We start from the raw sequence: 24,740 nt of genomic DNA, 5'->3' as shown, positions 1-24,740 counted from the left end.
CAGCGTTGAAGAGAACGACACCGCCACCAACCTCCGCCAGGGAGCCGGCACATGCCCCCCGTGTCCACCACATCCACGCTCCGCGGCAAGGTCGCCGTCGTCACCGGCGCCGGCTCRGGAATCGGCCGGTCCCTCGCGCTCGCCATCGCGCGGCGGGGCGGCCGGCTCTCGGTGTGCGACGTCAACGAGGACGGGCTCGCGGAAACCGTGGAGGCGGCACGCGCGCTGCGGGCCGACGTCCACTCACACCCTGTCGACGTCGCCGACCGCGGGGCGGTCGCCGGGTACGCCAAGGAGGTCCACGCCCATTTCGGGGTCGTCCACCAGCTGTACAACAACGCCGGAATCGCCGGTGGCGCCGGTTTTCTCGACACCGAACACGAGCTGTTCGAAAGGGTRCTCGCCGTCAACCTCTCCGGGGTCGTCTCCTGYACCAGGGAGTTCCTGCCGCGCCTCATCGAGTCGGGCGACGGCCACCTCGTCAACATCTCCAGCCTGAACGGGATTGTGGCTCAGCAGTTCCTTGGTGCCTACTGCACGTCCAAGTTCGCGGTCCGCGGCTTCACCGAGTCGGTCCGCGCCGAGATGCTGAGCCTTGGGCATCCCGTACGGGTCACCGTGGTGCACCCCGGCGGCGTCGCCACCAACATCGCGCGCTCGGCGGCCGCGCCGGCGTCGTTCACCGCCGAACAACTCGAGCTCTTCCACGGGCGTCAGCGCCTCTACGAGCGGAAGCTGCTCAGGATGCCGCCGGACATGGCCGCGGAGGTCATCATCCACGGCGTCGAGCGCGGCCGGAAACGCATCCTGGTCGGTTCCGACGCGCGCGCCCTGGACCGCCTCGTCCGGCTCCTGCCCTCCGTCTACCCCAGTCTGCTCGTCCGCGCCGAACGCCTCCTCGCCCGCTGAGCCGCACGTCCGCGTAGCGCCTAGCTCGTTTCTACGCCAGCCACGGCACGGATTCTGGACGCGAGTTCTGGAGATGAGTCAGGCGTAGCGCGTCACCAGTGACGCGCTACGCCTGACTCATCGTTGGACCCGCCGATGCGGGCGGCGGGCCACTCGCGCCCTGTCAGGCCCGATCGGATGGCGAGGTGGGGAGCTTGAGTTCCCGGAGGCCAGCGGTGGTAAGAGAGTAGACCCACGGACCGGGCCGGCCGTCGAGCAGCTCGATTCCTTCCCAATGTTGAACAACCATGCGCAGCATTTCCCAACGAGTCATGCCGCCGGMTTTGGTGAGGAATATACCTTTTACGCCGTGAGCCAGGAAGAGGCGTTTCTCCGCCGGCCGGTGACGGATCCGGACGTCCCGGGTAAGCAGCGCCAGTCCCGTGCCACCCACATACGGCAGCCACATGGTGTCCAGCGCGCCCTTTTCGACCGGGCAGCGCAGGTGACCAGGGCGCAGGACGTCGGCCCGTACGGCGGCGAGCGCCCTACCCAGCGGAAGGGTGTTCTCGTCGACGAAGAAGCGCGGTCGCAGGGCGCCAGCGTCGTCCATGGTCAGGCCGCGGCCTCCTGGTCCCGAAGGCGGCTCTCATAGCGGACCGCCGCTTCGACGTCGCCACCAGCAAGCTCGTAGGCCTCGGCGATCTCGGCGATCGACTCGCCAGCGGACCACAGCTCGTACAGATTGGCCGTCCGGGTGTTCCGAACGACGGGGGAGCCAAAGCCACGCAGCGGATCGAGTACGACCTGCGGAGCAGACGGGTCCGGGCGAAGRCGCACGGCCTCATCGTCGTCGTCGGCACCAAGACCGGGTGCGAACTCGACCTTCTCGAAGAAGTCCTGTGCCTTCTGCGCGAGCACCAGCTGRCCGTCCCGCACCCGGCGAACCATGGCCAGGCCGCTGTCGAGACCGATCTCCTCCTGGACCTCGAGCACGACGTCGCGCTGGAACACATACGGCCGGGCGTGCGCGAGTGGGTAGGGCACGCCGAGTCGCTCCCGGAGGCGCTRCACGACCACGCGCATCTTCTGGAGAGAAACTCCGCGAACGCGGTACTCCCTCAGATAGCCGGCCTCGACGAACTCCCCCCAGGTAAGCAACTCGTTGCCCGTTCGCTCGTACCGGATCACCGGTTCGTAGTGGGTCTGCCCGCGGGTATAGCCATCGACCCACGCGCGCAGCCGYGGGGGCTTCACCGACAGCAGACGCGCCGCCTCCCCCAGCGAGTAGATCTCCCGATCCAGCACAGTGACAGCCACGCCAACATCATGGCCTCCCCTGACCGGCAATCGACGCCGACCAGCCCTTCCCAATTCGGSCATCTGTTCACGCTCCACGACTGGTTCGGCCACCCGAGGACCCTGCCCACTCAGGCACTGTCTGGTCAGACAGTATCAGTGCAAGATGGGGCAGGGCAGGGCGCTCTCATCGGATCGACGCATCAGTGGCGGCGAATCTCTACCACCGCCGTCAAGACCAGAGCCTGACGGTCTCCCGGCAATGTGATCGCATCAAAGCCGTGGCGGAGGAAGCTCGTTAGGAACTGGCTTCTGCTGGTTGTTCCGTGGTCACGGAGGCTTCAGCGGTTTCGGGGGCCTCCTCCGCCTTGGATGCCTCCCCGGTCTCGGGGGCTTCGGCGGTAGTTGAGGGGTCGCCGATGGTGGCCAGGGCCTGGGCGGCTTCGGGGCCGTTGTCGAGGAGGGCGGCGAAGCCGGTGGCGTCGAGGATGGGGACCTTCAGCGAGAGGGCCTTGTCGTACTTGGAGCCGGCGTTCTCGCCGGCGACGACGAAGCTGGTCTTCTTGCTGACCGAGCCGCTCACCTTGCCGCCGAGGTTCTGGATCGCCTCGGTCGCGGAGTCGCGCGTCCAGCCGTCCATGCTCCCGGTGATGACGACCGTGACGCCGGCGAGCGGGCGCGGGCCCTCGTCGGCACCCTCGTCGGCGAGGGTCACACCGCCGGCGCGCAGCCGCTCCAGCAGGTCGACATGGCGCGGGTCGGCGAACCAGTCGACGACCGCGGCGGCGATCGTCGGGCCGACCCCGTCGACGACGGACAGCTCCTCCAGCGTGGCCGCCCGGATCGCGTCGATCGAGCGCAGCTCGCGGGCGAGCGCCTGGGCGGCGGCGGGGCCGACGTGGCGGATCGACAGGCCGACCAGCAGCCGCCACAGCGGCCGGTGACGGGCCGCCTCGACGCCCCGCAGGATCTGCTCGACCTTCTTGCCCGGCACCGCCCGGCGCAGCGCCGCCTTGCCGTCAGGCCCCTTGACCGGCTTGTTGTTCTCGTCGCGGACGGTCTCGAACCGCTCGAACAGCGGAATGCCGACGAACGAGCGCTCGTCGAGGTGGAAGACGCCGGCGATGTCGTCGATCCGGCCGGCGTCCAGCAGCGCCACCGCGCTCTCGTCGCCGAGGCCGTCGATGTCGAGCGCGCCGCGGGAGGCGATGTGGATGACCGCCTCCCGGCGCTGGGCAGGGCAGGCGACCGTGTTCGGGCAGCGGGTGTCGGCCTCGCCCTCGGGGCGGACCAGCTCGGTGCCGCACTCGGGGCAGTGCGTCGGGAAGACGAACTCGCGCTCGGTGCCGTCCCGCAGGTCGACGACCGGGCCGAGGACCTCGGGGATGACGTCGCCCGCCTTGCGCAGAACGATCATGTCGCCGATGAGGACGCCCTTGGCCTTCACCTGGTCGGCGTTGTGCAGGGTGGCGAGGCCGACGGTGGAGCCGGCGACCACGACGGGCTCCAGGACGGCGAACGGCGTGACCCGGCCGGTGCGGCCGACGTTGACCTCGATCGACTTCAGCCGGGTCGTCACCTCCTCCGGCGGGTACTTGTAGGCGATCGCCCAGCGCGGCGCCTTCGACGTGGCCCCGAGCCGGCCCTGGAGCGTGAAGGCGTCGACCTTGACGACGACGCCGTCGATCTCGTGCTCGACGTCGTGGCGGTGCTCGCCCCACTCGCGGATGTAACCGAGCACCTCGTCGATCGAGCCGAGGACGCGGTAGCGCGGCGAGACGGGCAGGCCCAGCTGGGCGAACGCCTCGTAGGCCGCCGACTGCGAGGGCACGTCGAAGCCGCGGTGGGCGCCGATGCCGTGCACGTACATCGCGAGCCCACGCGTCGCGGTCACCCGCGGGTCCTTCTGCCGCAGCGAGCCGGCGGCGGTGTTGCGCGGGTTGGCATATGCCGCCTTTCCGGCGGCGACGACCGACTCGTTGAACGCCTTGAAGGCGGCGACCGGGAAGAACACCTCACCGCGGACCTCGAGCAGCTCCGGCACCTTCGCCCCACGCAGCCGCGCCGGCACGCTCGCGAGTGTGCGGATGTTGGCGGTGATGTCCTCCCCCACCCGCCCGTCGCCGCGAGTCGCGGCGCGCACCAGCACGCCGTCCTCGTAGACGAGGTCGACCGCCAGCCCGTCGATCTTCAGCTCGCACAGCCAGGCGTCGACCGGCGCCTCCCGGGTGGCCCGCGCCGCCCAGGCCTGGAACTCGTCCTCGTCGAACGCGTTGTCGAGCGACAGCAGCCGCTCCAGGTGCGTCACCGGCTCGAACAGGTCGGACGGGGTCTCGGTGACCTTCTGGGTCGGCGAGTCCGGGGTGCGCAGCGACGGGTGGCGCTCCTCCAGCGCGACGAGCTCGCGGTAGAGCACGTCGTACTCGGCGTCCGCGACGGTCGGCCGCGCGAGCACGTAGTACTGGTAGGCGTACTCGTCCAGCTGCCGAGTCAGCTCGGCGGCCCGCGCCCTGGCCTCGGCCGGGATCTCGGCCGCGCCCTCCTGGACCCCGCCCGCGGCGACCTCGTCCTCCTCGGCGCCGGTCGGCGGCGCCTCGGCCGCGCTCATTCCGGCGACTCCACCAGCACCCGGGCCGCCGCCCGGCAGTGCCGCATCGCCAGGCGGGCGTATCGCTCGCTGGCACCGGCGAGTCCACACGTGGGGGTCACCGCGACCACCTCCGCGAGCTGTTCGGGACGGAATCCGAGCCGGCGCCACAACGTCCGGACCGGGTCAACCGTACGACCCGGGTCCGACAGTTCCGGCCCGCGCCGATCCGCCCCGCCGTCGCCGCCGCCGTCCCCCTGGCCGCCGTCCCCGTCGTCGAGCAGCCCGAGCCGCCCGGCCGCGCCGCGCGCCGCGTTCGGCGCGGACGCCCTGGCTCCCGACGCGGCCGCCGCGGCGACCGCCCGCCGACGCGGCCCGCTGTCAGCCGCCGCGTCCGCGGTGACCCCGGCGGACGGGGACGGCGGCGGTGACGCGCCCGGCTGGTCCGTCGACGGCACGACCCCCATCATCAGGCGCAGCCCGGCCTCCACCGCCTCGCCGATGGCCTCGTCCGCCCGCTGGGACAGCAGCGTCGCGTCCAGGCCGACGAACTGGGCACCGGCCCTGCGCAGCAGCTCCAACGGCACGTCCGGCGCGCAGCAGTGCACCCCGGCCCCGACCACCCCGCCCACCCCGCTCGCGGCCGCCAGCACCAGGGCGATCCGCTCGGCGGCCGGGCCCTCGTCGACGGCGCGCACCACGGAGAACCCACTCGGCGTGCGCACCCGGCCGGCGATCACCGCCGGCAGCGACGGCTCGTCGAGCTGCACGAGCAGCCTGGCGCCCGGCACCCGCCGGGCGATGGTGCCGAGCATCTCGGCGAGCCCGGCGGCCAGCGCCTCGGCCAGGTCACGGGTCGCGCCCGCGTCGGACAGCGCCTTGTGCCCGCGGGTCAGCTCGACGCCGGCCGCGAGCGTCCACGGCCCCGCGACGGCGATCTTGAGTGGGCCGGCGTATCCCTGCGCCGCCTCCTCGAGCGCGTCCAGGTCGTGCTCGACCAGGCCACGCGCCCGGCGGTAGTCCATGCCCACCCGGGGCACCAGCCGCCAGCCGGACGGCTGCAGGTCCACCGGCAGGTCCAGCGCGATCACGGCGGCCCGGCCCAGCATGTCCCCGCCCGGACCACGGCCCGGCAGCTCGACCAGATGCGGCAGGTCCGGCAGCTCGTCGAACACCAGTCTCGCGGCCGCCAGCGGATCGATGCCCGGCAGCGACCCGACACCCGTCGCCGCCCCTGCCGGCCACAGCGCCACCTCGGGCGCCCCGGCCGTCCCGCCATCAGTCGTCATGAGATCCAAGTTATGTCTCGGGTTCGCTCCCGGTGCGCAGGATGTGGCCGCCGCCGAGGACGCGGTCGTCGTCGTAGAGGATGACGGCCTGGCCGGCGGCGGTGCCGCGGACCGGCTCGCGCAGGTGGACGAGCAGCTCGCCGTCACGGGCCGTGACGACGGCTGGCACGGCGTCGCCGTGCGCGCGGACCTGGGCGGCGCAGTCGACGTCGACGCCGTCCTCGTGTGGCCAGACGGCGGCGTCGGCGGTGAGGCGCCAGACGTCGAGTGCCTCAGCCGGGCCGACGGTCACCGTCGAGGTCACCGGGGAGATGTCCAGCACGTAGCGGGGGCGGCCGTCGGGCGCGGGGCGGCCGAGGCGCAGGCCGCGGCGCTGGCCGACGGTGAACGCGAACGCGCCGTCGTGCTCACCGAGCGTCTCACCGGTGGCGGCGTCGACGATCGGGCCGGGGCGGGAACCGAGCCGGTCCCGCAGCCAGGCACCGGTGTCACCGGACGGTACGAAACAGATGTCGTGGCTGTCCGGCTTGTCCGCGACGCCGAGCCCGCGGGCGGCGGCCTCGGCCCGCACCAGGTCCTTGGTGGTGTCCCCCAGTGGGAACATCGCCCGGCGCAGCTGCTCGGGGCGCAGGGTGCCGAGTACGTAGGACTGGTCCTTGGCCGGGTCGACCGAGCGGCGCAGYACACCGTCGGCGGACAGCCGGGCGTGGTGGCCGGTCACGACGGCCTCGAAGTCGAGTGCCAGCGCGCGGCGCAGGACGGCGGAGAACTTGATCCGCTCGTTGCACCGCACGCATGGGTTCGGGGTGGCGCCGGCGGCGTAGGCCGCGACGAAGTCCTCGATGACGTCGGTCTCGAACCGGTCGGCGAGGTCCCACACGTAGAACGGGATGCCGAGCACGTCGGCGGCGCGGCGGGCGTCGCGGGCGTCCTCGACCGTGCAGCAGCCGCGGGCGCCGGAGCGCTGCGCGTCCGGGGAGCGCGACAGCGCCAGGTGGACCCCGGTGACGTCATGGCCGGCGTCGACGGCGCGGGCCGCGGCCACCGCCGAGTCCACCCCGCCCGACATCGCGGCGAGCACCCGCATTCACGCCACCTCCCCGGTGTCTCCGTCTCCTGGACCGGCGGTGTCCGTCGATCGCGTCGCCTTCCAGCATGCCTGACGCGGCAACCGGAATTCGGCCTGAGTCACAGCCGCGAACCTTCTCCTGTCTGGCCCGCCGRCTTCTTCCCGGTGAGCCAGGCGAGGGGTCCCCGCCGATCCGCCCCTGCCCCAAATCAGCCGGACGTACGTCATCAGGTCAGGTCGTCGCTGGCGGATCGGTGGGGAAGCAGGAGCTCGCCCGCTCGGCTGGCGCGTTCGTGGACCGGGGCGATCGCCTCGGCGACCGCGGCGACGTCGGCCTCGGTCGAGGTGTGCCCGAACGAGAACCGCAGCGACCCGCGGGCGGTCTCCTCGCCCGTGCCCATCGCCAGCAGGACGTGCGACGGGCGGGCCACCCCGGAGGTGCAGGCGGAGCCGGTCGAGCACTCGATGCCGCGGGCGTCGAGCAGCATGAGCAGCGAGTCCCCCTCACAGCCGGGGAAGCTCAGGTGCGCGTTGCCGGGCAGTCGGCTCGGGCCGGGCGCCGCGCCGTTGAGCACCGCCGTGGGGACCCTGGCCAGCACCTGGCGGACGAGCCCGTCGCGCAGCGCGGCGAGCCGCCGCGCCTCGGCCGGCAGGTCACGGACGGCGGCCGAGGCGGCGGCGGCGAAGGCCGCGGCGCCGGCGGTGTCGAGCGTGCCGGAACGCACGTCGCGCTCCTGCCCACCCCCGTGGGTGAGCGCGGTCACGGTCAGGCCCCGGCGCAGCACCAGGGCGCCGATCCCGACCGGGCCGCCGATCTTGTGGGCGGTCACCGTCATCGCGTCCACGCCGGACTCGGCGAACGAGACCGGCACCTGCCCGAACGCCTGCACCGCGTCGGTATGGAAGGGAATGCCATGGACATGGCAGGCCGCCGCTAGCTCCGCGACCGGCTGCACCGTTCCGACCTCGTTGTTCGCCCACATCACCGATACCAGGGCGACGTCGTCCGGGCCGTCGGGCCCGTCGGCGAGCGCCGCCGCGAGCGTCTCGGGCCTGACCAGCCCGGTCTCGTCGACCGGCAGCAGCTCGACGGTCGCGTCCTGCGTCTGGCCGAGCCAGTGCGCCGGGTCGAGCACGGCGTGGTGCTCGACCGCGCTCACCAGGACCCGGCGCCGGCGCGGGTCATCCGCCCGGCGCGCCCAGTACAGGCCCTTCAGCGCGAGGTTGTCGCTTTCCGTCCCGCCGCCGGTGAAGACCAGCTCGGATGGCCGGCACCCGAGCTGGGTGGCCAGGGACTCACGCGACTCCTCGACGACCCGGCGCGCCCGGCGGCCGCCGGCGTGCAGGGACGACGGGTTGCCGGCGAGGGCGTGCGCCGCCGTCCACGCGGCGAGCGCCTCCGGTCGCATCGGCGTCGTCGCCGCGTGGTCGAGGTAGTTCACAACTCAACAGGTTAGCCGCGAGCGCCCGGCCTCCCACCCCGTCGGCCACCCGCCGGGAGACGGCCGGCCGGCAGGAGCGGACGCGCGGTCCACGCCCGCGCGCAGCCCCACCAGACGCCCAGGCTGTAGGCGGCGTCGTCGGCGAACCGGAGCAGCGTGTAGGGCAGGACGCCTACGTCGGGCCGGGTGACCCACCAGTCCCTGGCCGCGGGGACGGCGACGGACACGGCGACCACCAGCCGTCCCGGCCGGCTCCAGGCCAGCGCCGGCCACCAGCCGCGCCGGATGTTGTCGGCGGCCGCCTCCAGGGCGTACCGACGCCCGGCGATCACCATCACCCAGGCGAGCCGGTTCGGCCGCGGCGCCGCGGCCAGGCGCCGCGCGAGCCGGACGGCCGTGACCGCGCCCCGGCCCACCGTGACCGCCGCGACCGCGCCGGACACCTCACGGCGGTGTGGGACCCGTCGGCGAGGCGGCGGCGCGCCGACGGACGAGAGGGCCCGCTTCGCCGGATTTCCCGGGCGCGCCAAGGGCCGGCCCCCGGCTGGTGACGACGCCGGTGCCGCCGCGATCGCCAGCGCGGCGGCGGCCACGGCGGCGGCCTGGCCGGCGGGCCGCAGCGGGCCGGGGTGACGGGCGGCCAGCGGTCCGGCCGACGAGCCGTAGCCGAACCGCTGCCGCGCCCAGCCGGCCCAGTCCGCGCGCGGCCGGTGGTGCACGACAGCCGCCGGCTCATAGCGGACCGACCAGCCGGCGCCCACGATCCGCCAGATGAGGTCGACGTCCTCGCCGTAGCGCATCGCCGGGTCGAACGCGGCCAGCTCGCGGCGGATCAGCAACGCCGCCGACGGCGCGTACGAGACCCGCGAGCCGGGCCGGACACCGGCCGGGCGGGGCCCGAGGTCCAGCGGCGAGCGGGCGCTCTCGTAGCGCGCCAGCAGCCCGGCCCGGGCACCGGGCGGCACCGGCGACGCGACCCGCGGCGCGACCGCCCCCACGGCGGGGTCGGCGAGGTGCCCGAGCAGCAGGCCGAACCAGTCGGGGTTCGGCGGGAGCACATCCGCGTCGCAGAACAGGACGAGCGGCGTCGTCGCGGCCGCCGCGCCGGCCAGCCGGGCGGCGGCCGGGCCGAGCGGCCGCTCGTGGCGCAGCACCTTCGCGCCGGCCGCGGCGGCCGTCTCGCCGGTGCCGTCCGTCGAGCCGTCGTCGACGACGATCACCTCGGCGCAACGGCCGGCCAGTGCCGCGATCAGTCGTCCCAGCCCGCGGGCGTGGTCCCGGACCGGGATGACGGCCGTCACGTCGACCGCGCGCCCCGGAGACGGTGCCGGCGGGACCGGGTGGGCCAGGCCGGCCTCGACGAGCCGCCGGGCGAGCGCGCCCGCGCCCGGCCCGGCCTCCCCCACCGGCCGGCCGGCCAGCAGAGCTTCCCAAACGCCGCCACCAGCAGCGGACAACGTCACAAAGCGCAGGGGTGAACCACCTAACAACACCTTTCCGCGCGACAGAACGGTGGTTTCCGGGTCACACTGCACATGGAAGCCCGCTGGCAGCGGCGGAACGGGGGACAACGCGGGCAACGGGCTCGACACTGACGGAGGCGGCGCGGGCAAGGGCGCCATCGCGGGCGCCGAGGTCGACGCCGAGCCACCGTGCGGTCCGAGTACCGCCGCGTCCCCTCGACGGRCTGCCGTCCTGGCCTCCCGGCCTGGGCCGGTCACCCGGAGGCCACCGCCGAGCACGTCAGCGCCGTCGACCAGCCGAGCACGGATCCGCGCGCGCAGCGCCACGGTCACGTCCCGCACCACGTCAGTACCCGTTCCAGGCAGCACTCGACTCACAGGAGGAAACGGTATGGACTCGTCGGCCCCGACGACGGACATCGCGCCCGCGACCACCGAGGCCAGCGCCCCGGCCGAGCCGATCGTGGAGGACCTCCTCGTCGAGGACGTCTCCATCGACGGCATGTGCGGCGTCTACTAGACCTGCCGCGCATGACCGCCATGACGCCCGTGGGCGCGCCGGAAGGCGCGCCCACGTCCGCCGCCCCGACCCCGGCGCACGCGCTCGCCCGGCCGTCGGGGGCGTCCTTCGACCCGGCGCGGCCGTACCGGCTGCATCCGAAGGTCGCCCTGCGCCCGGAGCGCTTCGGCGCGCTGGCCTACTCGTACGACACCCGCCGGCTGTCGCTGCTCAGGGACGTCGACCTGGTCACCGTCGTCCGGGCGCTCGCCGACGCGCCGTCGGCGGGCGACGCGCTGGCCGCCGTGCCGGCCCCCAAGCGCGCCGCCGTCGAACGCGCGCTGGCCCGGCTCGTCGAGACCGGCTTCGTCCAGCAGCGCTGACCGTTCGGTTCCTCCGCTTCCCTTCCGCTCCACGTCCGCCCAGCTCCAGCCCGACGGAGGCCGCAGTGAGCATCACCGACCTGGCCCGGCCGAGCGCCGGTGCGCCCGCAGGCGTCACCACCGCCCTCGCGCCCCCGGCTCCGGCGCTCGCCCCGGCGCCGGCCAGCTCGTCGCTGCAGCAGGAGCTGCTGCGAGGGCTTGAGGCGCCGATCTGCCTGACCTGGGAGTGGACGTACGCCTGCAACCTGCAGTGCGTGCACTGCCTGTCGTCGTCCGGGCGGCGCGACCCGCGCGAGCTCGACACGGCCCAGATGCGCTCGGTCGTCGACCAGCTGGCCGAGCTGCAGGTCTTCTACGTCAACGTCGGCGGCGGCGAGCCGATGACCAGGCCCGACTTCTTCGAGGTGCTGGAGTACTCGGTCGACCATGGCGTCGGGGTGAAGTTCTCGACCAACGGCGGCATGATCGACGCGGAGAAGGCCCGCCGGCTCTCGGCGCTGGACTACGTCGACGTCCAGATCTCCCTCGACGGCGCCGACGCGATGACCAACGACCCGGTCCGTGGCCTCGGTTCGTACGACCGGGCCCGCACGGCCATGGGGCACCTGGCCGACGCCGGCTTCGGCGCCTTCAAGCTGTCGGTGGTCGTCACCCGGCACAACGTCGCCCAGCTGGACTCGTTCGCCGCGCTGGCCGCGGACCACGGCGCCGAGCTGCGGGTCACCCGGCTGCGCCCGTCCGGGCGCGGCCAGGACTCGTGGGCGCGGCTGCATCCGACCGCGGCACAGCAGCGCGACCTGCACGGCTGGCTCATCGCCCGGCCCGAGGTGCTCACCGGGGACTCGTTCTTCCACCTCGCGGCCTACGGCCAGGCCCTGCCGGGGCTGAACCTGTGCGGCGCCGGCCGGGTGGTCTGCCTGATCGACCCGGTGGGCGACGTCTACGCCTGCCCGTTCGCGCTGCACGAGCACTTCCGCGCCGGCAGCGTGCTCGACGAGGGCGGGTTCGCGCGGGTGTGGCGGTCCTCCGACCTGTTCACCGAGCTGCGTGAGCCGGACAACCCGGGCGCGTGCACCTCGTGCGGCCACTACGACGCCTGCCAGGGCGGCTGCATGGCGGCCAAGTTCTTCACCGGCCTGCCGATGGACGGCCCCGACCCGGAATGCGTGCTCGGCCACGGCGAGACGGCGCTGGCCGCCGTCAACCCGAACAGCCTCCCGATCATCGACAACGACCACAGCAAGCGCCGCCGCCTACCCCTCGCCGTCCTTTAGCCGTGTCGCGGCGGGTCGTGCTGCTGATCGGGATGGGGGTTGGCGACCCGGAGTCGCTCACGCACGCGGCCAGTCGCGCGCTGGCGAGCGCCGACGTCCTGTTCACCGTCGACAAGGGCGAGGCGAAGGCCGACCTGAACGCGCTGCGTGCCCAGGTCTGCGCCGTGTACGCCGGGCCCGGCCTGCGGGTGGTCGAGGTCGAGGAGCCGGAGCGGGACCGGGCACCCGCCGACTACCGGGCCGAGGTGCGCCGCTGGCACGCGGCGCGCGCGGCGGTGTGGGCCGACGCCCTGCTGACGGAGCTCGACGAGGGCGGCCGGGGCGCGTTCCTGGTATGGGGCGACCCGGCCCTCTACGACAGCTCGCTGCGCATCCTCGACGACATCCGGGAACGCGGACTGGTCGACGTCGACGTCGAGGTTGTTCCCGGTATCTCCAGCGTGCAGGCGCTGACCGCCCGGCACCGGATCCCCCTGAACACCGTCGGCGGTTCAGTCCACATCACCACCGGCCGCCGGCTGGCCGCGGAGGTGGCCGGCCACGACTCCGTCGTCGTCATGCTCGACGGCGCCGCGGCGTGGCGGACCCTCGACGCGGACGACTGGGACATCTACTGGGGCGCCTACCTCGGCGCCGCCGACGAGATCGCCCTCGCCGGCCCGCTCGCCGAGCTGAGCGCCCAGATCGCGGCCGTCAAGCAGGAGGCCCGCGCCCGCAAGGGCTGGATCATGGACGTCTACCTGCTGCGTCGCCGCCCAGCTCCCCGTCGTGATGGCGCGGGGTGAACACGGTGCCGGCCTCGCGGTCCCAGCAGGTCCTGGACGAGCCGACGATCAGCAGGGTGCGCATGTTGACGTGGTCCGCGCACAGGTCGGCGAGCCGGACCACCTCGACCCGCTCGCCGGGTCCGCCTACCGCCCGTCCCACGACGACGGGGGTGTCGGGCCCGCGGTGCTCCAGCAGGCAGGCGCGGACCTCGTCGATGTGGTCCCGCCGGGTCTTCGAGCCGGTGTTGTAGAGCGCGAGCACCATGTCGGCCGCCGCGGCGGCACGCAGGCGACGCAGGACCAGCGACCAGGGCTTCAGCTGGTCGGACAGGGAAACGACGCAGTAGTCGTGGCCGAGTGGCGCGCCCACCCGGGCGGCGACGGCGTTCGCCGCCGTGACCCCGGGCAGCACGCGGACCGGCACGTCCCCGTAGCCGGCCTCGGCGCGCGCCTCCAGCACCGCCGACGCCATCGCGAACACCCCCGGGTCGCCGGAGGAGACGACGGCGACGCCGCGGCCGCGCCGGGCCAGGTCGAGCGCGAAGACGGCCCGCTCCGCCTCCACCCGGTTGTCCGTAAGGTGCCTGCGCTGGCCTGGCCGGGCGGGGACGCGCCGGACGTAGGTCCGGTACCCGACGACGTCGTCGGCCGCCGCCAGCGCGGCCGCGGCCTCCGGCGTGAGCCAGTCGTCGCCACCCGGCCCGAGCCCGACGACCGTGACGGAGCCGGTCCCGGCAACGGCGGCACCGGCACACTCGGCGTCGCCGGCCGCGGCCAGGGTCACGGCCGGGGACGTGACCAGGTCGGCGGTGGCCAGGCTCAGGGCCGGTGCCGGTGCCGGGGCCGGTGGCGCGGCCGGGCCGGGCACCAGCACCATCGACATGTACGGGACGTCCTCGTCCGCGGCCAGGTCGCGCAGCGCGGTGACTCGCTCGCCCTCGCGGCTGGCCTGACTGACGAGCAGGGCGCCGTCCAGCCGCCCCGCGCCGACGAGCGCCCGGCGCACCCCGTCGAGGTCGCCCCGCACCTTCATCAGGGCGAGCCCGTCCGCCTCGCCGGCCAGCGCGCGGAGCCGGTCGGGCGGTGTCGCCGCCGGGAGCACCGCGAGCGTCTGCTCCCCGGTGACCAGGGCGACGCCCGCGGCGGCGGCGGTCGCGGACACGGACGTCACGCCCGGAATGATCACGCAGCGGAACCTCGGGGTGAGCCGGCGCTGCATGTGGGTGAACGAGCTGTACAGCGTCGGGTCGCCCTCGGCGAGCAGCACCACGTCCCGGCCAGCGGCCAGATGGGCGGCCAGCCGCGCCGCGGACCGCTCGTAGAACTCGCCGATCGCCCCCTGGTAGCCCCCCGGGTGGTCCGTCCCACCACGGGTGACGGGGTAGACGAGCTCCTCCTCGACGGCGCCCGCGGGAATGTACGGGGCCGCGCTGGCCCGGGCGAGCGACCGACCGGGCCTGCCCGCGTGGTACGCGACGACCTCGGCCCCGCCGATCAGCCGGGCGGCCTTCACCGTCACGAGCTCCGGGTCTCCCGGTCCGACGCCGACGCCGTACAGCGTTCCGGCGGATGGCCCGCTCCTCGCGTCGGCTGGCTCCGGAGCGAATGGGACCGGTCGGGTGGTCAAAGTGCCTCCGAAGCGATCGCGTTGACGGCGGCGACCGTCATCGCGCTGCCGCCGCGGCGGCCGTGTACGACGAGGTAGGGCAGGTCGAACGGGTTGTCGGCGAGGGCGCGCTTGGACTCGGCGGCGCCCACGAATCCGACCGGCAGGCCGAGGACGGCGGCAGGCCGGGGCGCGCCGGCGCCGAGCAGCTCGAGCAGATGGAACAGCGCGGTCGGGGCGTTCCCGACGGCGACGACGGCGCCGGCGAGCCGGTCGCCCCACAGCTCCAGGGCCGCCGCGGACCTGGTGGTGCCAAGCCGGGCGGCGAGCTCCGGGACGCCCTCGTCGCCGAGCGCGCAGACGATCTCGTTGTCGGCGGGCAGCCGGCGCCGGGTGATCCCGCTGGCCACCATCCGCGCGTCGCACAGCACCGGCGCCCCGGCGCGCAGCGCGGCGCGGGCGACGCCGACCAGGCCGGGGCTGGCCTCGACGTCCGCGGGCAGGTCGACCATGCCGCAGGCGTGGATCATCCGGACGACGACGTGCTCCAGGTCGGCGGGGAAGGCCGCGAGGTCCGCCTCGGCGCGGATCGTCGCGAACGACTGCCGGTAGATCGCCGCCCCGTCGTGCTCGTAGTCGTAACGCGGGCTGGTGCCGGTCACCATCAGGACTCCTTCGGTTCGGCGCCCGCGGCGCGGACCAGATAGCCGGCCGGGCCGGCGACGATCTCCACGTGCGGCCCGGGCGGCCGCCCGCAGCGGCGCCCACAGCCACTCCAGTGCGCCCGGGCACCCGTAGGGGCCGGCGGCATGTCGCGGGCCCGGATGCCCCCGGCCGGCACACCGCCCACCGACGCGCCGTCGGCCGGCGCACCATCGGCCGGCACACCGCCCACCGACGCGCCGTCGGCTGGCGCACCGCCCACCGGCGCACCATCGGCCGGCGCACCGTCGATCAGGGCGACCGGGGCGACAAGGCCGGCGGCGACCGCGCGTGCGGCGTCGGCACGCACATCCGCGAGCGCGCTCGCGCAGCCGGGACGACCAGCGCAGGCGGTGACCCGCGTCCAGATCGACGCCGGGTCGGTGACCAGGCCCGTCCGTCGCGCGCGGGCGGCGAAGGACGGCGGGTCCTTCAGGCAGGGTACGACGACCGAGCGCCACGGAGTGATCCGTAGCGGCGGCTCACCACGGGGGCTGGCCTGGGCTTGGCCGGTTCCCGGGCGGGTGGCCGTCACGACGGTCGCGAGCAGGTCGGCCGCCGGACGGGTCAACCGGCCGAGAGGGACGTGAACGGCGGCGGCGTGCCCTCCGTCAGGGCGCCGCCAGACCCCCACCGGGTGCGCGGCCGGGCGGGGGGCCGGGCGGGGCGCGGCGGGCCGGCCGGCGCGCAGCCCGGCGGCGAGCTCCGCGCCGCCGTCGGGAAGGTCGCGGACCCGCCAGAAGGAGCCGTCACCCCTGGTACCCGCGGCGTCTCGGGTGCCGGCGGCGCGCAGGAAGGCGCGCGCCACGGCCAGCAGCTCGCCGACCACGCCCGAGTCATCGACCGCCACGCCGGCCGGGCCGACCCACCAGTGCCCCTCCGGAGCGGGCGCGGCCCAGGCGTCCGGCGCCAGGGCCGCGATGTCGCCGGTCCCGTCGTCCAGGCCGAACAGGAAGCGGCCGGACAGCTCGGCGAGCTCCGGGTCGGCGCACAGCGCCTCGTCGAGCCCGCGCACCAGGTCTTCCAGCCGCGCGCCCGCCGTCGGGACACCGTCGCCACCCGCCGGCGGCGTACCGGCGGACGAGCCGGCGCCAGCGCCAACACCAGCGCCGGTCAGGCCCGCGAAGGGCGAGGCGACGATGTTGCGGACCCGTTCGTGCGTGGCCGACGGCAGCAGGCCGAGCTCGGCGACCTGGTCGGCGAGCTCGGCTCTCCGGCTCGTCGGCACGCCGCGCAGCTGCAGGTTCCCCCGTGACGTGAGCTCGACGGCGCCGTGCTCACCGAACGACTCGGCGAGCGCGGCGAGGGCCGCGAGCACCCCGCCGCCGACGAGGCCTCCCGGCAGCCGGATCCGGGCCAGCCCGCCGTCGGCCGCCTCGTGCAGGACGAGGGCGCCGGGACAGCGGTCCGCCCGGGGCCGCCCGGGGCTCACGGCGCGCGCCCTTCGAGGTCGCCCTCCGCGCGCAGGTAGACGTCGCGCAGCGCGTCCAGGGTCGCCTGCTCGGGCGCCTCCCACATCCCGCGGTCGACGGCCTCGAGAAGCCGCTCGGCGATGCCGTGCAGCGCCCACGGGTTCGAGTCCGCCAGGAACTTCTGGTTCTCCTCGTCCAGGACGTACGCCTGGGTGACGGCCTCGTACATCCAGTCGGCCACCACGCCCGCGGTCGCGTCGTAGCCGAAGAGGTAGTCGACGGTCGCGGCCAGCTCGAAGGCGCCCTTGTAGCCATGCCGGCGCATCGAGGCGATCCAGCGGGGGTTGACCACCCGGGCTCGGACCACCCGGGCCATCTCCTCACCGAGCGTGCGGGTGCGCACCGCGTCGGGCCGGGTCGAGTCGCCGATGTAGGCCCGGGGCCCGCGCCCGGTCAGCGCCCGCACCGTCGCGATCATGCCGCCGTGGTACTGGAAGTAGTCGTCGGAGTCGGCGATGTCGTGCTCGAGGCTGTCGGTGTTCTTCACCGCCACGCTGATGCGCCGGTACGCCGCCTCCATGTCGTCGCGGGCCGGCCGCCCCGCGAGGCCGCGGCCGTAGGCGAACCCGCCCCAGGCCGCGTACACCTCGGCCAGGTCGCCGTCGTCGTGCCAGGTACCGGCGTCGATCAGCGGGAGCAGCCCGGCGCCGTACGCGCCCGGCTTCGAGCCGAAGACGCGGGTGGTGGCCCGGCGCCGGTCCCCGTGGCTGGCCGTGTCGTGGTCGGCGTGCGCCCGGACGTAGTTGTGCTCGGGGTCCTCGTCGAGGTCGGCGACGAGCCGGACCGCGTCGTCGAGCAGGTCGACGACGTGCGGGAACGCGTCGCGGAAGAACCCGGAGATCCGGACGGTGACGTCGATGCGGGGCCGGCCGAGCTCGGCGAGCGGCATCGGTTCCAGGCCGCGCACCCGCCGGGAGGCCTCGTCCCACAGCGGGGCGACGCCGAGCAGGGCGAGGATCTCCGCGATGTCGTCGCCGGACGTCCGCATCGCCGACGTGCCCCAGGCGGACAGGCCGACCGAGCGCGGGTACTCGCCCGTGTCGGCGAGGTGGCGGGCCAGCAGCGAGTCGGCCATCGCCCGCCCGGTCTCCCAGGCCAGCGGGCTGGGGACCGCGCGCGGGTCGACGGCGTAGAAGTTGCGCCCGGTCGGCAGCACGTTGACCAGGCCGCGCAGCGGCGAGCCGCTCGGGCCGGCGGGAACGTAGCCGCCGGCGAGCGCGTGCAGGGTCCGGTCGATCTCGTCGGTGGTGCGGGCGAGCCTCGGCACGACCTCGGTGGCGGCGAAGGTCAGCACCGCGGCCACGGCGTCCCGGTCGACGCCGCTCCCGATCTCGGTCCCGCTCCCGATCTCGGTCCCGCTCCCGGCCTCACCCCCGCCCGCGGGCGGGTCGAGGACCTCGGCGACCACCTCCGCGACGGCCGTCGGTTCCCAGCCGCGGTCCTCCAGGCCCGCGACGAGGGCCCGGGCGACGGCCTCGACCGTGTCGGTGCGCGCCGTCCCCTCCGTCTCGCCGAGCCCGAGTGCCTGGCGCAGGCCCGGCAGCGCGACGGCGCCGCCCCACAGCTGGCGGGCGCGCAGCATCGACAGCACCAGGTTGATCCGCGCCTCGCCGGTCGGCGCCAGGCCGAGGACGTGCAGGCCGTCGCGGATCTGCGCGTCCTTGATCTCGCAGAGCCAGCCGTCGACGTGCAGGATGAACTCGTCGAACTCGGCGTCGTGCGGCCGGTCCGCGAGGCCGAGGTCGTGGTCGAGCTTCGCCGCCTCGATGAGCGTCCAGATCTGCGCGCGGATCGCGGGGAGCTTCGCCGGGTCCATCGCGGCGATCTGCGCGTGCTCGTCGAGGAGCCGCTCGAGGCGGGCGATGTCGCCGTAGCTGTCGGCCCTGGCCATGGGCGGCACCAGGTGGTCGACGATGGTGGCGTGCGCCCGCCGCTTCGCCTGGGTGCCCTCGCCCGGGTCGTTGACGAGGAACGGGTAGACCAGCGGGAGGTCGCCGAGCGCGGCGTCGGGCGCGCAGCCGGCGGACAGCGCCGCCGCCTTGCCGGGCAGCCATTCGAGGTTGCCGTGCTTGCCGACGTGCACGACGGCGTGCGCGCCGAACCCGAACCCGGATCCGGATCCGGATCCGGATCCGGATCCGGATCCGAGCGCCGCGCCGGGCGTGCCCGGGCCGTGGCGCAGCCAGTGGTAGGCCGCCAGGTAGTGGTGGCTCGGCGGCAGGTCGGGGTCGTGGTAGATGGCGATCGGGTTCTGCCCGAACCCGCGCGGCGGCTGGATGAGGATCACCACGTTACCGGCGGCGACGGTGGCGAGCACGATCTCGCCATCCGGGTCCGACGACCGGTCGACGAAGAGGTCCCCTGGCGCCGGGCCCCAGTGCTCCTCGACGGCGGCGCGCAGCTCGGTCGGCAGCGTCGCGAACCAGGAGCGGTAGACGGCGGCGGGGACCCGGACGGGGCTTCCGGCCAGCTGCTCGGCCGTCAGCCAGTCCTCGTCCTGGCCACCGGCGGCGATCAGGCCGTGGATGAGCGCGTCCCCGTCATCGGCGGCGAGGCCGGGCAGGGCGTCGGGGCCGTCGGCCGGTCCGACGTCGTAGCCGGCGTCCCGCATCGCCCTCAGCAGCGCGAGCACGCTGGCAGGGGTGTCGAGGCCGACCGCGTTGCCGATCCTGGCGTGCTTGGTCGGGTACGCCGACAGCACCAGCGCGATCCGCTTGTCCGCGTTCGGGACGTGGCGCAGCCGGGCGTGGCGGACCGCGAGGCCGGCGACCCGGGCGGCCCGCTCCCGGTCGGGCACGTAGTGGGTCAGGCCGTCGGCGTCGATCTCCTTGAACGAGAACGGGACGGTGATGATCCGCCCGTCGAACTCGGGGATGGCGACCTGGGTCGCGGTGTCCAGCGGCGAGAGGCCGTCGTCGCTCGCCGCCCACTGGGCCCGCGACGACGTCACGGCCAGCGCCTGCAGGATCGGCACGTCCAGGTCGGCCAGCGCGCCGATGTCCCAGTCCTCGTCGCGCCCGCCCGCCCCGACCTCGGCGGGGCTCGCGGCGGACCCGGCTCCGCCCGCGGCCAGCACCGTCGTCACCAGCGTGTCCGCCCGGCCGAGCTCGGCGAGCAGCCCGGAGTCCGCGGTGCGCAGCGACGCGCAGAAGACCGGCAGCGCCCGGCCGCCGGCCGCCTCGACCGCGTCGGCGAGCGCGTCCACGAACGCGGTGTTGCCGGCCAGCTCATGCGCCCGGTAGTACAGGATCGCGACGGTCGGGCGCCGCTCGCCGCCCTCGCCCGACGCCCCTTCGTCGCCCGATACCCCTTCGTCGCCCGATACCCGTTCGTCGCTCGGTGCCCCTTCGTCGCCTGGCGCGGCGGCGCCGGCCGCGCCCGAGGCGGGCCTGGGCCGGACGCCCCACGGCGGGGTCGGCACCGGCGGGTCGAACCCGAGGCCGGTCAGCAGCAGCGCGTCGGACAGGAAGCGGGCCAGCTGGCGCAGGTTGTCCACTCCCCCGTGGGCGAGGTAGGCGTGTGCCTGCGCCGCCACCCCGGCGGGCACCGAGGACAGCTCCATCAGCTCGGCGTCGGGGACGAGCTCCCCGCTGAGCACCACCACCGGCAGGCCGCTGGCGAGCACGGCGTCGACCCCATCCGGCCAGGTCCGCCGGCCGCCGAGCAGCCGCAGGACGACGACGTCGGCGCCGTCGAGCAGCCGTGGCAGGTCGGCGACGTCGAGGCGCGCCGGGTTGGCCAGCCGGTAGTCCTCCCCGGTGGCGCGGGCGCACGACAGGTCGGTGTCGGACGTCGACAGCAGGACGATCACAGCTGGCTCCCCTGTTCTGGCAGAGATCCACGCGAGCGGTCGGCTCCTGGCGCGGACATGGCGCTCGGCGGGGCGCCGGGCGGGACGAAGGGCAGGCCGGCTGGCGGCCCGCCGGCCAGCAGCCCGAGCACCGCGTCGGTGTCGAGGTGGCCGGCGACGAGGTCGCCGAGGACGTCGAGGCGCCGCTGCCGGACGGCCGCGAAGGACACCTCGCCGCGCGGCCGCCACGGCGAGCCGGCGGACGCCGCGACGTCGGCGAGGAACGCCCGGCGGAAGCCGTCGTTCTCCAGCGCGCCGTGCCAGGTGGTGCCCCAGACGGCGCCGGCCTGGCAGCCGTCGAGGAACGGCTCGCCGCCGTGCGCGGTCGCCACCCCGTGGTGGATCTCGTAGCCGCGCACGGGCTGGCCATAGGCGACGCCGCTCGGGCGGCCAAGGGTCTTGTCGGCCGCGAAGCGGACGGTGACCGGCAGCAGCCCGAGGCCGTCGACGCGGCCCGCGCCGCTCTCCACGTCGTCCACGATCGTCGCGGCGAGCATCTGGTAGCCGCCGCAGACGCCGAGCACGGGGCGCCCGGCGGCCGCGCGGCGGGCGAGCGCCCCGTCCAGCCCGCGCCGGCGCAGCCAGCCCAGGTCGGCCACCGTCGACCGGGTGCCCGGAAGCACGACGAGATCGGCCGCGTCGAGGTCCTCGGGCCGGTCGGCGTAGCGCACCGCGACGCCGGGTTCGGCCGCGAGCGCGTCGAGATCGGTGAAGTTGCTCAGGAACGGCAGCCGCACGGCGGCCACCCGCAGCGATCCGTCGGGGTCGCCCCTGGTCTCGCCGGGCGCGGGCAGGCCCAGCGAGTCCTCCACGTCGAGCCCGAGCCCGTCGCGCCACGGCAGCACGCCGAGCGTGGGCCGGCCGGTGAGCGCCCGCAGCATGTCCAGCCCCGGCTCGAGCAGCGCGCGCTCGCCGCGGAACTTGTTGACGACGAACCCGGCGACCAGCTCCTGGTCGGCCGGCTCCAGCAGCGCGAGCGTGCCGTACATCGCGGCGAACACCCCGCCGCGGTCGATGTCGCCGACGACGATCGTCGGCAGGCCGGCGGCGCGGGCCAGGCCCATGTTCGCGATGTCGGTCGCCCGCAGGTTGATCTCGGCCGGGCTGCCGGCGCCCTCGCAGACGACGACGTCGAACCGGGAGCGCAGGTCGGCGAGGCTCGCGAGCACCTCACCGAACAGCCGCCCCTTCAGCGCGCGGTAGTCGAGCGCGCCCGCCTCGGCGACCGGCCGGCCGCGCAGCACCACCTGGCTGCGGTGCCCGGCGCCCGGCTTGAGCAGCACCGGGTTCATCGCCCCCTCCGGCTCCACGCCGGCTGCGGCCGCCTGCATCACCTGGGCACGGCCGATCTCCGCGCCGTCGGCGGTCACCCACGAGTTCAGCGACATGTTCTGCGCCTTGAACGGGGCCACCCGCACGCCCTGACGGGCGAGCCACCGGCAGATCCCGGCCGTCAGCACCGACTTGCCCGCGTCCGAGGTGGTACCGGCGACGAGCAGCGCGCCGCGCACCCCGGTCATGGGGCGCTCCGGCGCGGCGGCCCGCTCGGGCGCCGCGGCCCGCTCCGGCGCCGGCGTGTGCGGACAAGGGCCGCGGCGGCCATGGCGCTCACGGCGACGCCGGCCGCCGTCACCGCCGCCAGCAGATCACCCGAGCGGGCGACGTCGCCGCCGCGCGGCGGCGGGCCGTCACCCAGCCGGCCGCGGGTCTCCGGCTCGCCCTCGTAGACGTTGGTCCCGCCGAGAGTGGTCCCGAGCGCGCCGGCGAACGCCGCCTCGCACTGGCCGGCGTTCGGGCTCGGGTGGTTGTCACCGTCGCGGCGCCAGACCCGCCACGACTCGCGCGGCGACCCGCCGACGACCGGGGCCGTCAACGCGGTGAGCACGGCGCACAGCCTCGCGGGCGCCAGGTTCGCGAGGTCGTCGAGCCGGGCGGCGGCCCAGCCGAAGCGCAGGTAACGCTCGGAGCGGTACCCGACCATCGCGTCGAGGGTGTTGACGGCCCGGTAGCCGACGACGCCGGGCAGGCCGAGCACGGCTCCCCACACCAGTGGGCCGAGCACGGCGTCCGCGGTGTTCTCCGCCACCGACTCGATCGCGGCCCTGGCGAGTTCCGGTTCGTCGAGTCCGCTCGGGTCGCGCCCGCACAGGTGCCCGAGCCGCTCCCGGCCGCCGGCCAGGTCCCCGGCCGTCAGCAGCCGGCTCATGACCCTGGCCTCGGCGCGCAGCGACGTCCCGCCGAGCGCGGCCCACAGCGCCGCGGCCAGCGCCACCGGCCGCGCCGGCCGGGGCAGGAGGTGGTCCACCGCGGCGGCGGCGAGCACCGGCCCGCCGACGGCGACCGCGACGAACGCCACGCCGGCCGGGCGGGAGTCCGCGTAGAGCAGGCGTTCGGCCGCGCGCGCGGCGCGGCCGTAGCCGGCGACCGGATGGAACCGGGCCGGGTCGGCGAGGACCGCGTCCGCGAGCGCGCCGGCGACGAGCGCCGCCGCGGTGGCGGTGGCGGCTGGCCCGGTCGCGCCCGATGAACCGCGTACGCCGCGCCAACCCCCGGCCAGGACACCGACCCGGTCACTGGCGTGGCGACTGGTCGGCGGTTCAGCCGGCGGCACGGTTGGACCCGTTCGCCTGGGCCGCGCGCGCCGCGGCGACGAGGCGGGCGGCCGTGCCGGGAAGCCCCGCCCAGTGGGTATGCAGATAGGAGGCATGGACGCCGCCGCGGACGAAGCCCTCCGCGACCTCGTCGCCGGCCGCGCCGCGCCATGTCCACGCGGGGGCCGATCCCCGCGGCGCGCCGTCCATCCCGCCAGCCGGCGGGACGGCGACCGTGCGGTGGAACTCGTGGCCGCGCGCGACCGTGCCGCGCGCGGCGAGCGCCGAGTCGGTGGCCGCGACGGCCTCCCGGTAGCCGAGCGTGAGGCGCGGTGCCATGGCCGCCGTCACCTCGGCCAGCACCCCGCACATCGGCTCGCCGTCCAGCGCGCGGCTCAGGTAGAGCAGCCCGGCGCACTCGGCGACGACCGGAGCGCCGGTGGCCGCGAACGCGCGGACCTGGGCCCGCAGCGCGGCGTTGGCGGCGAGCGCGCCGGCGTGCACCTGCGGGAACCCGCCGCCGATGACCAGCGCCGACGTGCCGTCAGGCAGCGCCTCGTCGGCCGTCGGGTCGAAGCGCGCGACCTCTGCGCCGGCGGCGGCGAGCAGCTCGGGCGTCTCCGCGTAGCCGAACGTGAACGCCGGCCCGCCGGCCACGGCGACAACCGGCCGCGGCCCGCGCCCGCGCCCGGACGCGGGCGCGGGCGGCGTCGGCGCCGTCGGCGCGAGGCCGCCGGAGGTCTCCGCGGCGCCCGAGATCCCGGCGGCCTCGGCTGTTCCGGGCACCCCGAAGGCTCCGGCGGCGTCGGCCCGGGGGTCCCAGGGCTCGGCCGTCAGGTCAGGAGCGGTCGCGGCGAGCGCGAGCAGCGCGTCGAGGTCGAGGCTGGCGCCGATCGCGTCGGCGAGCTCGGCGACGGCGGCGCGGGCGGGCGCCGCGCGCTCGGCGGCCGGGACCAGGCCGAGGTGGCGCGACGGTGTGACCAGGCTGTCGCGCCGGCCGAGGACGCCGAGCACCGGCATGCCGATCTCGGCCATCGCGGCGCGCAGGATCTCGGCGTGCCGCTCGGTGCCGACCTGGTTGAACACGACGCCGCCGATCCGCACCGCCGGGTCGAACGAGCGGAAGCCGTGGACGGTCGCGGCGACCGACCGGCCGGCCGACCGCGCGTCGACGACCAGGACGACGGGCGCCGCCAGCAGCGTCGCGACGTGCGCCGTCGAGCCGAACCCGGCGCGGGTCGCGTGCCCGTCGAACAGGCCCATGACCCCCTCGATGACGGCGACGTCGGCGCGCCGGGGTGTCAGCGCGCCGTGCAGGAACAGCGGCGTGATCCGCCGCTCGCCGACCAGCCACGGGTCGAGGTTGCGCCCCGTGCGGCCGGCAGCCAGGGCGTGGTAGCCCGGGTCGATGTAGTCCGGGCCGACCTTGTGGGGCGAGACGGCCAGCCCGCGTGCCCGCAGCGCGGCGAGCAGGCCCGTGGCGATGGAGGTCTTGCCCGCTCCGCTGGCCGGCGCGGCGAGGACGATCCGCGGGATCCTCACCGCCGGGCCGGCGCCAT

The 24,740-nt window shown here is 75.4% G+C and carries 19 protein-coding genes; 5 read left to right on the top strand and 14 right to left on the bottom strand.

Annotated elements, in window-relative coordinates:
* The first annotated feature begins 51 nt into the window (after positions 1–51).
* On the top strand, positions 52–909 hold the full coding sequence (locus BL253_RS09995) for an SDR family NAD(P)-dependent oxidoreductase (protein WP_076815734.1): 858 nt from the start codon (positions 52–54) through the stop codon (positions 907–909).
* A gap of 163 nt (positions 910–1,072) precedes the next feature.
* Here the strand turns inward: BL253_RS09995 and BL253_RS09990 are convergent, their stop codons facing one another.
* The 7 genes from BL253_RS09990 to mftF all read right to left on the bottom strand — a co-directional run bounded on the left by BL253_RS09990 (position 1,073) and on the right by mftF (position 10,196).
* Positions 1,073–1,501 carry a PIN-like domain-containing protein gene (locus BL253_RS09990; RefSeq protein ID WP_076815733.1) on the bottom strand — a complete coding sequence of 143 codons (429 nt, stop codon included), beginning with the start codon at positions 1,499–1,501 and terminating at the stop codon, positions 1,073–1,075.
* Between the two features lie 2 nt (positions 1,502–1,503).
* On the bottom strand, positions 1,504–2,208 hold the full coding sequence (locus tag BL253_RS09985) for a DUF433 domain-containing protein (RefSeq protein ID WP_241834677.1): 705 nt from the start codon (positions 2,206–2,208) through the stop codon (positions 1,504–1,506).
* 277 nt (positions 2,209–2,485) lie between these two features.
* Positions 2,486–4,795, bottom strand: coding sequence for an NAD-dependent DNA ligase LigA (ligA, locus tag BL253_RS09980; protein WP_076815731.1), 2,310 nt, complete (start codon positions 4,793–4,795; stop codon positions 2,486–2,488).
* Positions 4,792–6,063, bottom strand: a complete 1,272-nt coding sequence (locus BL253_RS09975) for a uroporphyrinogen decarboxylase/cobalamine-independent methonine synthase family protein (protein WP_076815729.1) — start codon at positions 6,061–6,063, stop codon at positions 4,792–4,794. Before BL253_RS09975 ends, ligA begins: the two co-directional genes overlap by 4 nt.
* 10 nt (positions 6,064–6,073) lie before the next feature.
* A complete protein-coding gene (mnmA, locus tag BL253_RS09970) occupies positions 6,074–7,150 on the bottom strand; it encodes a tRNA 2-thiouridine(34) synthase MnmA (RefSeq protein ID WP_076815727.1) in 1,077 nt (358 codons plus the stop codon).
* Between the two features lie 209 nt (positions 7,151–7,359).
* Positions 7,360–8,574, bottom strand: a complete 1,215-nt coding sequence (locus BL253_RS09965; protein ID WP_076815725.1) for a cysteine desulfurase family protein — start codon at positions 8,572–8,574, stop codon at positions 7,360–7,362.
* An 11-nt stretch (positions 8,575–8,585) separates the two neighbouring features.
* Positions 8,586–10,196 (bottom strand): mycofactocin biosynthesis glycosyltransferase MftF, encoded by a 1,611-nt coding sequence (gene mftF / locus BL253_RS09960; protein WP_198946235.1) that lies wholly within the window; start codon positions 10,194–10,196, stop codon positions 8,586–8,588.
* A 232-nt stretch (positions 10,197–10,428) separates the two neighbouring features.
* On the opposite strand from mftF, the gene mftA reads away from it, so the two are divergent.
* The 4 genes from mftA to cobF all read left to right on the top strand — a co-directional run bounded on the left by mftA (position 10,429) and on the right by cobF (position 12,978).
* The gene (gene mftA, locus BL253_RS09955; RefSeq protein ID WP_076815723.1) at positions 10,429–10,557 is read left to right on the top strand and encodes a mycofactocin precursor MftA; all 129 of its coding nucleotides are present in this window, start codon (positions 10,429–10,431) and stop codon (positions 10,555–10,557) included.
* A gap of 11 nt (positions 10,558–10,568) precedes the next feature.
* A complete protein-coding gene (mftB, locus tag BL253_RS09950) occupies positions 10,569–10,919 on the top strand; it encodes a mycofactocin biosynthesis chaperone MftB (protein WP_198946232.1) in 351 nt (116 codons plus the stop codon).
* A gap of 65 nt (positions 10,920–10,984) precedes the next feature.
* The gene (mftC, locus tag BL253_RS09945) at positions 10,985–12,193 is read left to right on the top strand and encodes a mycofactocin radical SAM maturase (protein ID WP_081438206.1); all 1,209 of its coding nucleotides are present in this window, start codon (positions 10,985–10,987) and stop codon (positions 12,191–12,193) included.
* Between the two features lie 17 nt (positions 12,194–12,210).
* Complete coding sequence (gene cobF / locus BL253_RS09940) at positions 12,211–12,978, top strand: precorrin-6A synthase (deacetylating) (protein WP_241834676.1); 768 nt, start codon at positions 12,211–12,213, stop codon at positions 12,976–12,978.
* On the opposite strand, the gene cobJ is transcribed toward cobF, so the two are convergent.
* Genes cobJ through BL253_RS09905 form a run of 7 tightly spaced genes read right to left on the bottom strand, consistent with a single transcriptional unit; the run spans position 12,920 to position 24,723 of the window.
* A complete protein-coding gene (gene cobJ, locus BL253_RS09935; RefSeq protein ID WP_081438188.1) occupies positions 12,920–14,587 on the bottom strand; it encodes a precorrin-3B C(17)-methyltransferase in 1,668 nt (555 codons plus the stop codon). The genes cobF and cobJ overlap by 59 nt on opposite strands.
* Entirely contained in the window at positions 14,584–15,231 is a 648-nt protein-coding gene (locus BL253_RS09930) for a precorrin-8X methylmutase (RefSeq protein WP_076815719.1), read from the bottom strand. Before BL253_RS09930 ends, cobJ begins: the two co-directional genes overlap by 4 nt.
* The gene (locus BL253_RS09925; RefSeq protein ID WP_076815717.1) at positions 15,231–16,700 is read right to left on the bottom strand and encodes a nitrite reductase; all 1,470 of its coding nucleotides are present in this window, start codon (positions 16,698–16,700) and stop codon (positions 15,231–15,233) included. Before BL253_RS09925 ends, BL253_RS09930 begins: the two co-directional genes overlap by 1 nt.
* Positions 16,697–20,551: a cobaltochelatase subunit CobN gene (locus tag BL253_RS09920; RefSeq protein ID WP_076815715.1), complete on the bottom strand. Its 3,855-nt coding sequence runs from the start codon at positions 20,549–20,551 to the stop codon at positions 16,697–16,699. The genes BL253_RS09925 and BL253_RS09920 overlap by 4 nt, the downstream gene beginning before the upstream one ends.
* Positions 20,548–22,110, bottom strand: coding sequence for a cobyric acid synthase (locus tag BL253_RS09915; RefSeq protein WP_076815713.1), 1,563 nt, complete (start codon positions 22,108–22,110; stop codon positions 20,548–20,550). The genes BL253_RS09920 and BL253_RS09915 overlap by 4 nt, the downstream gene beginning before the upstream one ends.
* Positions 22,107–23,201 carry a cobalamin biosynthesis protein gene (locus BL253_RS09910; protein WP_241834675.1) on the bottom strand — a complete coding sequence of 365 codons (1,095 nt, stop codon included), beginning with the start codon at positions 23,199–23,201 and terminating at the stop codon, positions 22,107–22,109. Before BL253_RS09910 ends, BL253_RS09915 begins: the two co-directional genes overlap by 4 nt.
* Positions 23,188–24,723 carry a cobyrinic acid a,c-diamide synthase CobB gene (locus BL253_RS09905; RefSeq protein WP_076815711.1) on the bottom strand — a complete coding sequence of 512 codons (1,536 nt, stop codon included), beginning with the start codon at positions 24,721–24,723 and terminating at the stop codon, positions 23,188–23,190. Before BL253_RS09905 ends, BL253_RS09910 begins: the two co-directional genes overlap by 14 nt.
* Positions 24,724–24,740: the final 17 nt, after the last annotated feature.

This window comes from Pseudofrankia asymbiotica (assembly GCF_001983105.1).
Taxonomy (GTDB): domain Bacteria; phylum Actinomycetota; class Actinomycetes; order Frankiales; family Frankiaceae; genus Pseudofrankia; species Pseudofrankia asymbiotica.
Note: the sequence above shows the minus strand (reverse complement) of the source record. Positions and strands in the feature narration are given on the sequence as shown.

Coding starts and splice junctions, on each gene's coding strand:
- mftA (WP_076815723.1), top strand. CDS start 10,429: ATGGACTCGTCGGCCCCGACGACGGACATCGCGCCCGCGACCACCGAG.
- mftB (WP_198946232.1), top strand. CDS start 10,569: ATGACCGCCATGACGCCCGTGGGCGCGCCGGAAGGCGCGCCCACGTCC.
- BL253_RS09930 (WP_076815719.1), bottom strand. CDS start 15,231: ATGGTGACCGGCACCAGCCCGCGTTACGACTACGAGCACGACGGGGCG.
- BL253_RS09975 (WP_076815729.1), bottom strand. CDS start 6,063: ATGACGACTGATGGCGGGACGGCCGGGGCGCCCGAGGTGGCGCTGTGG.
- ligA (WP_076815731.1), bottom strand. CDS start 4,795: ATGAGCGCGGCCGAGGCGCCGCCGACCGGCGCCGAGGAGGACGAGGTC.
- mftF (WP_198946235.1), bottom strand. CDS start 10,196: ATGGCGCCCTTGCCCGCGCCGCCTCCGTCAGTGTCGAGCCCGTTGCCC.
- BL253_RS09915 (WP_076815713.1), bottom strand. CDS start 22,110: ATGACCGGGGTGCGCGGCGCGCTGCTCGTCGCCGGTACCACCTCGGAC.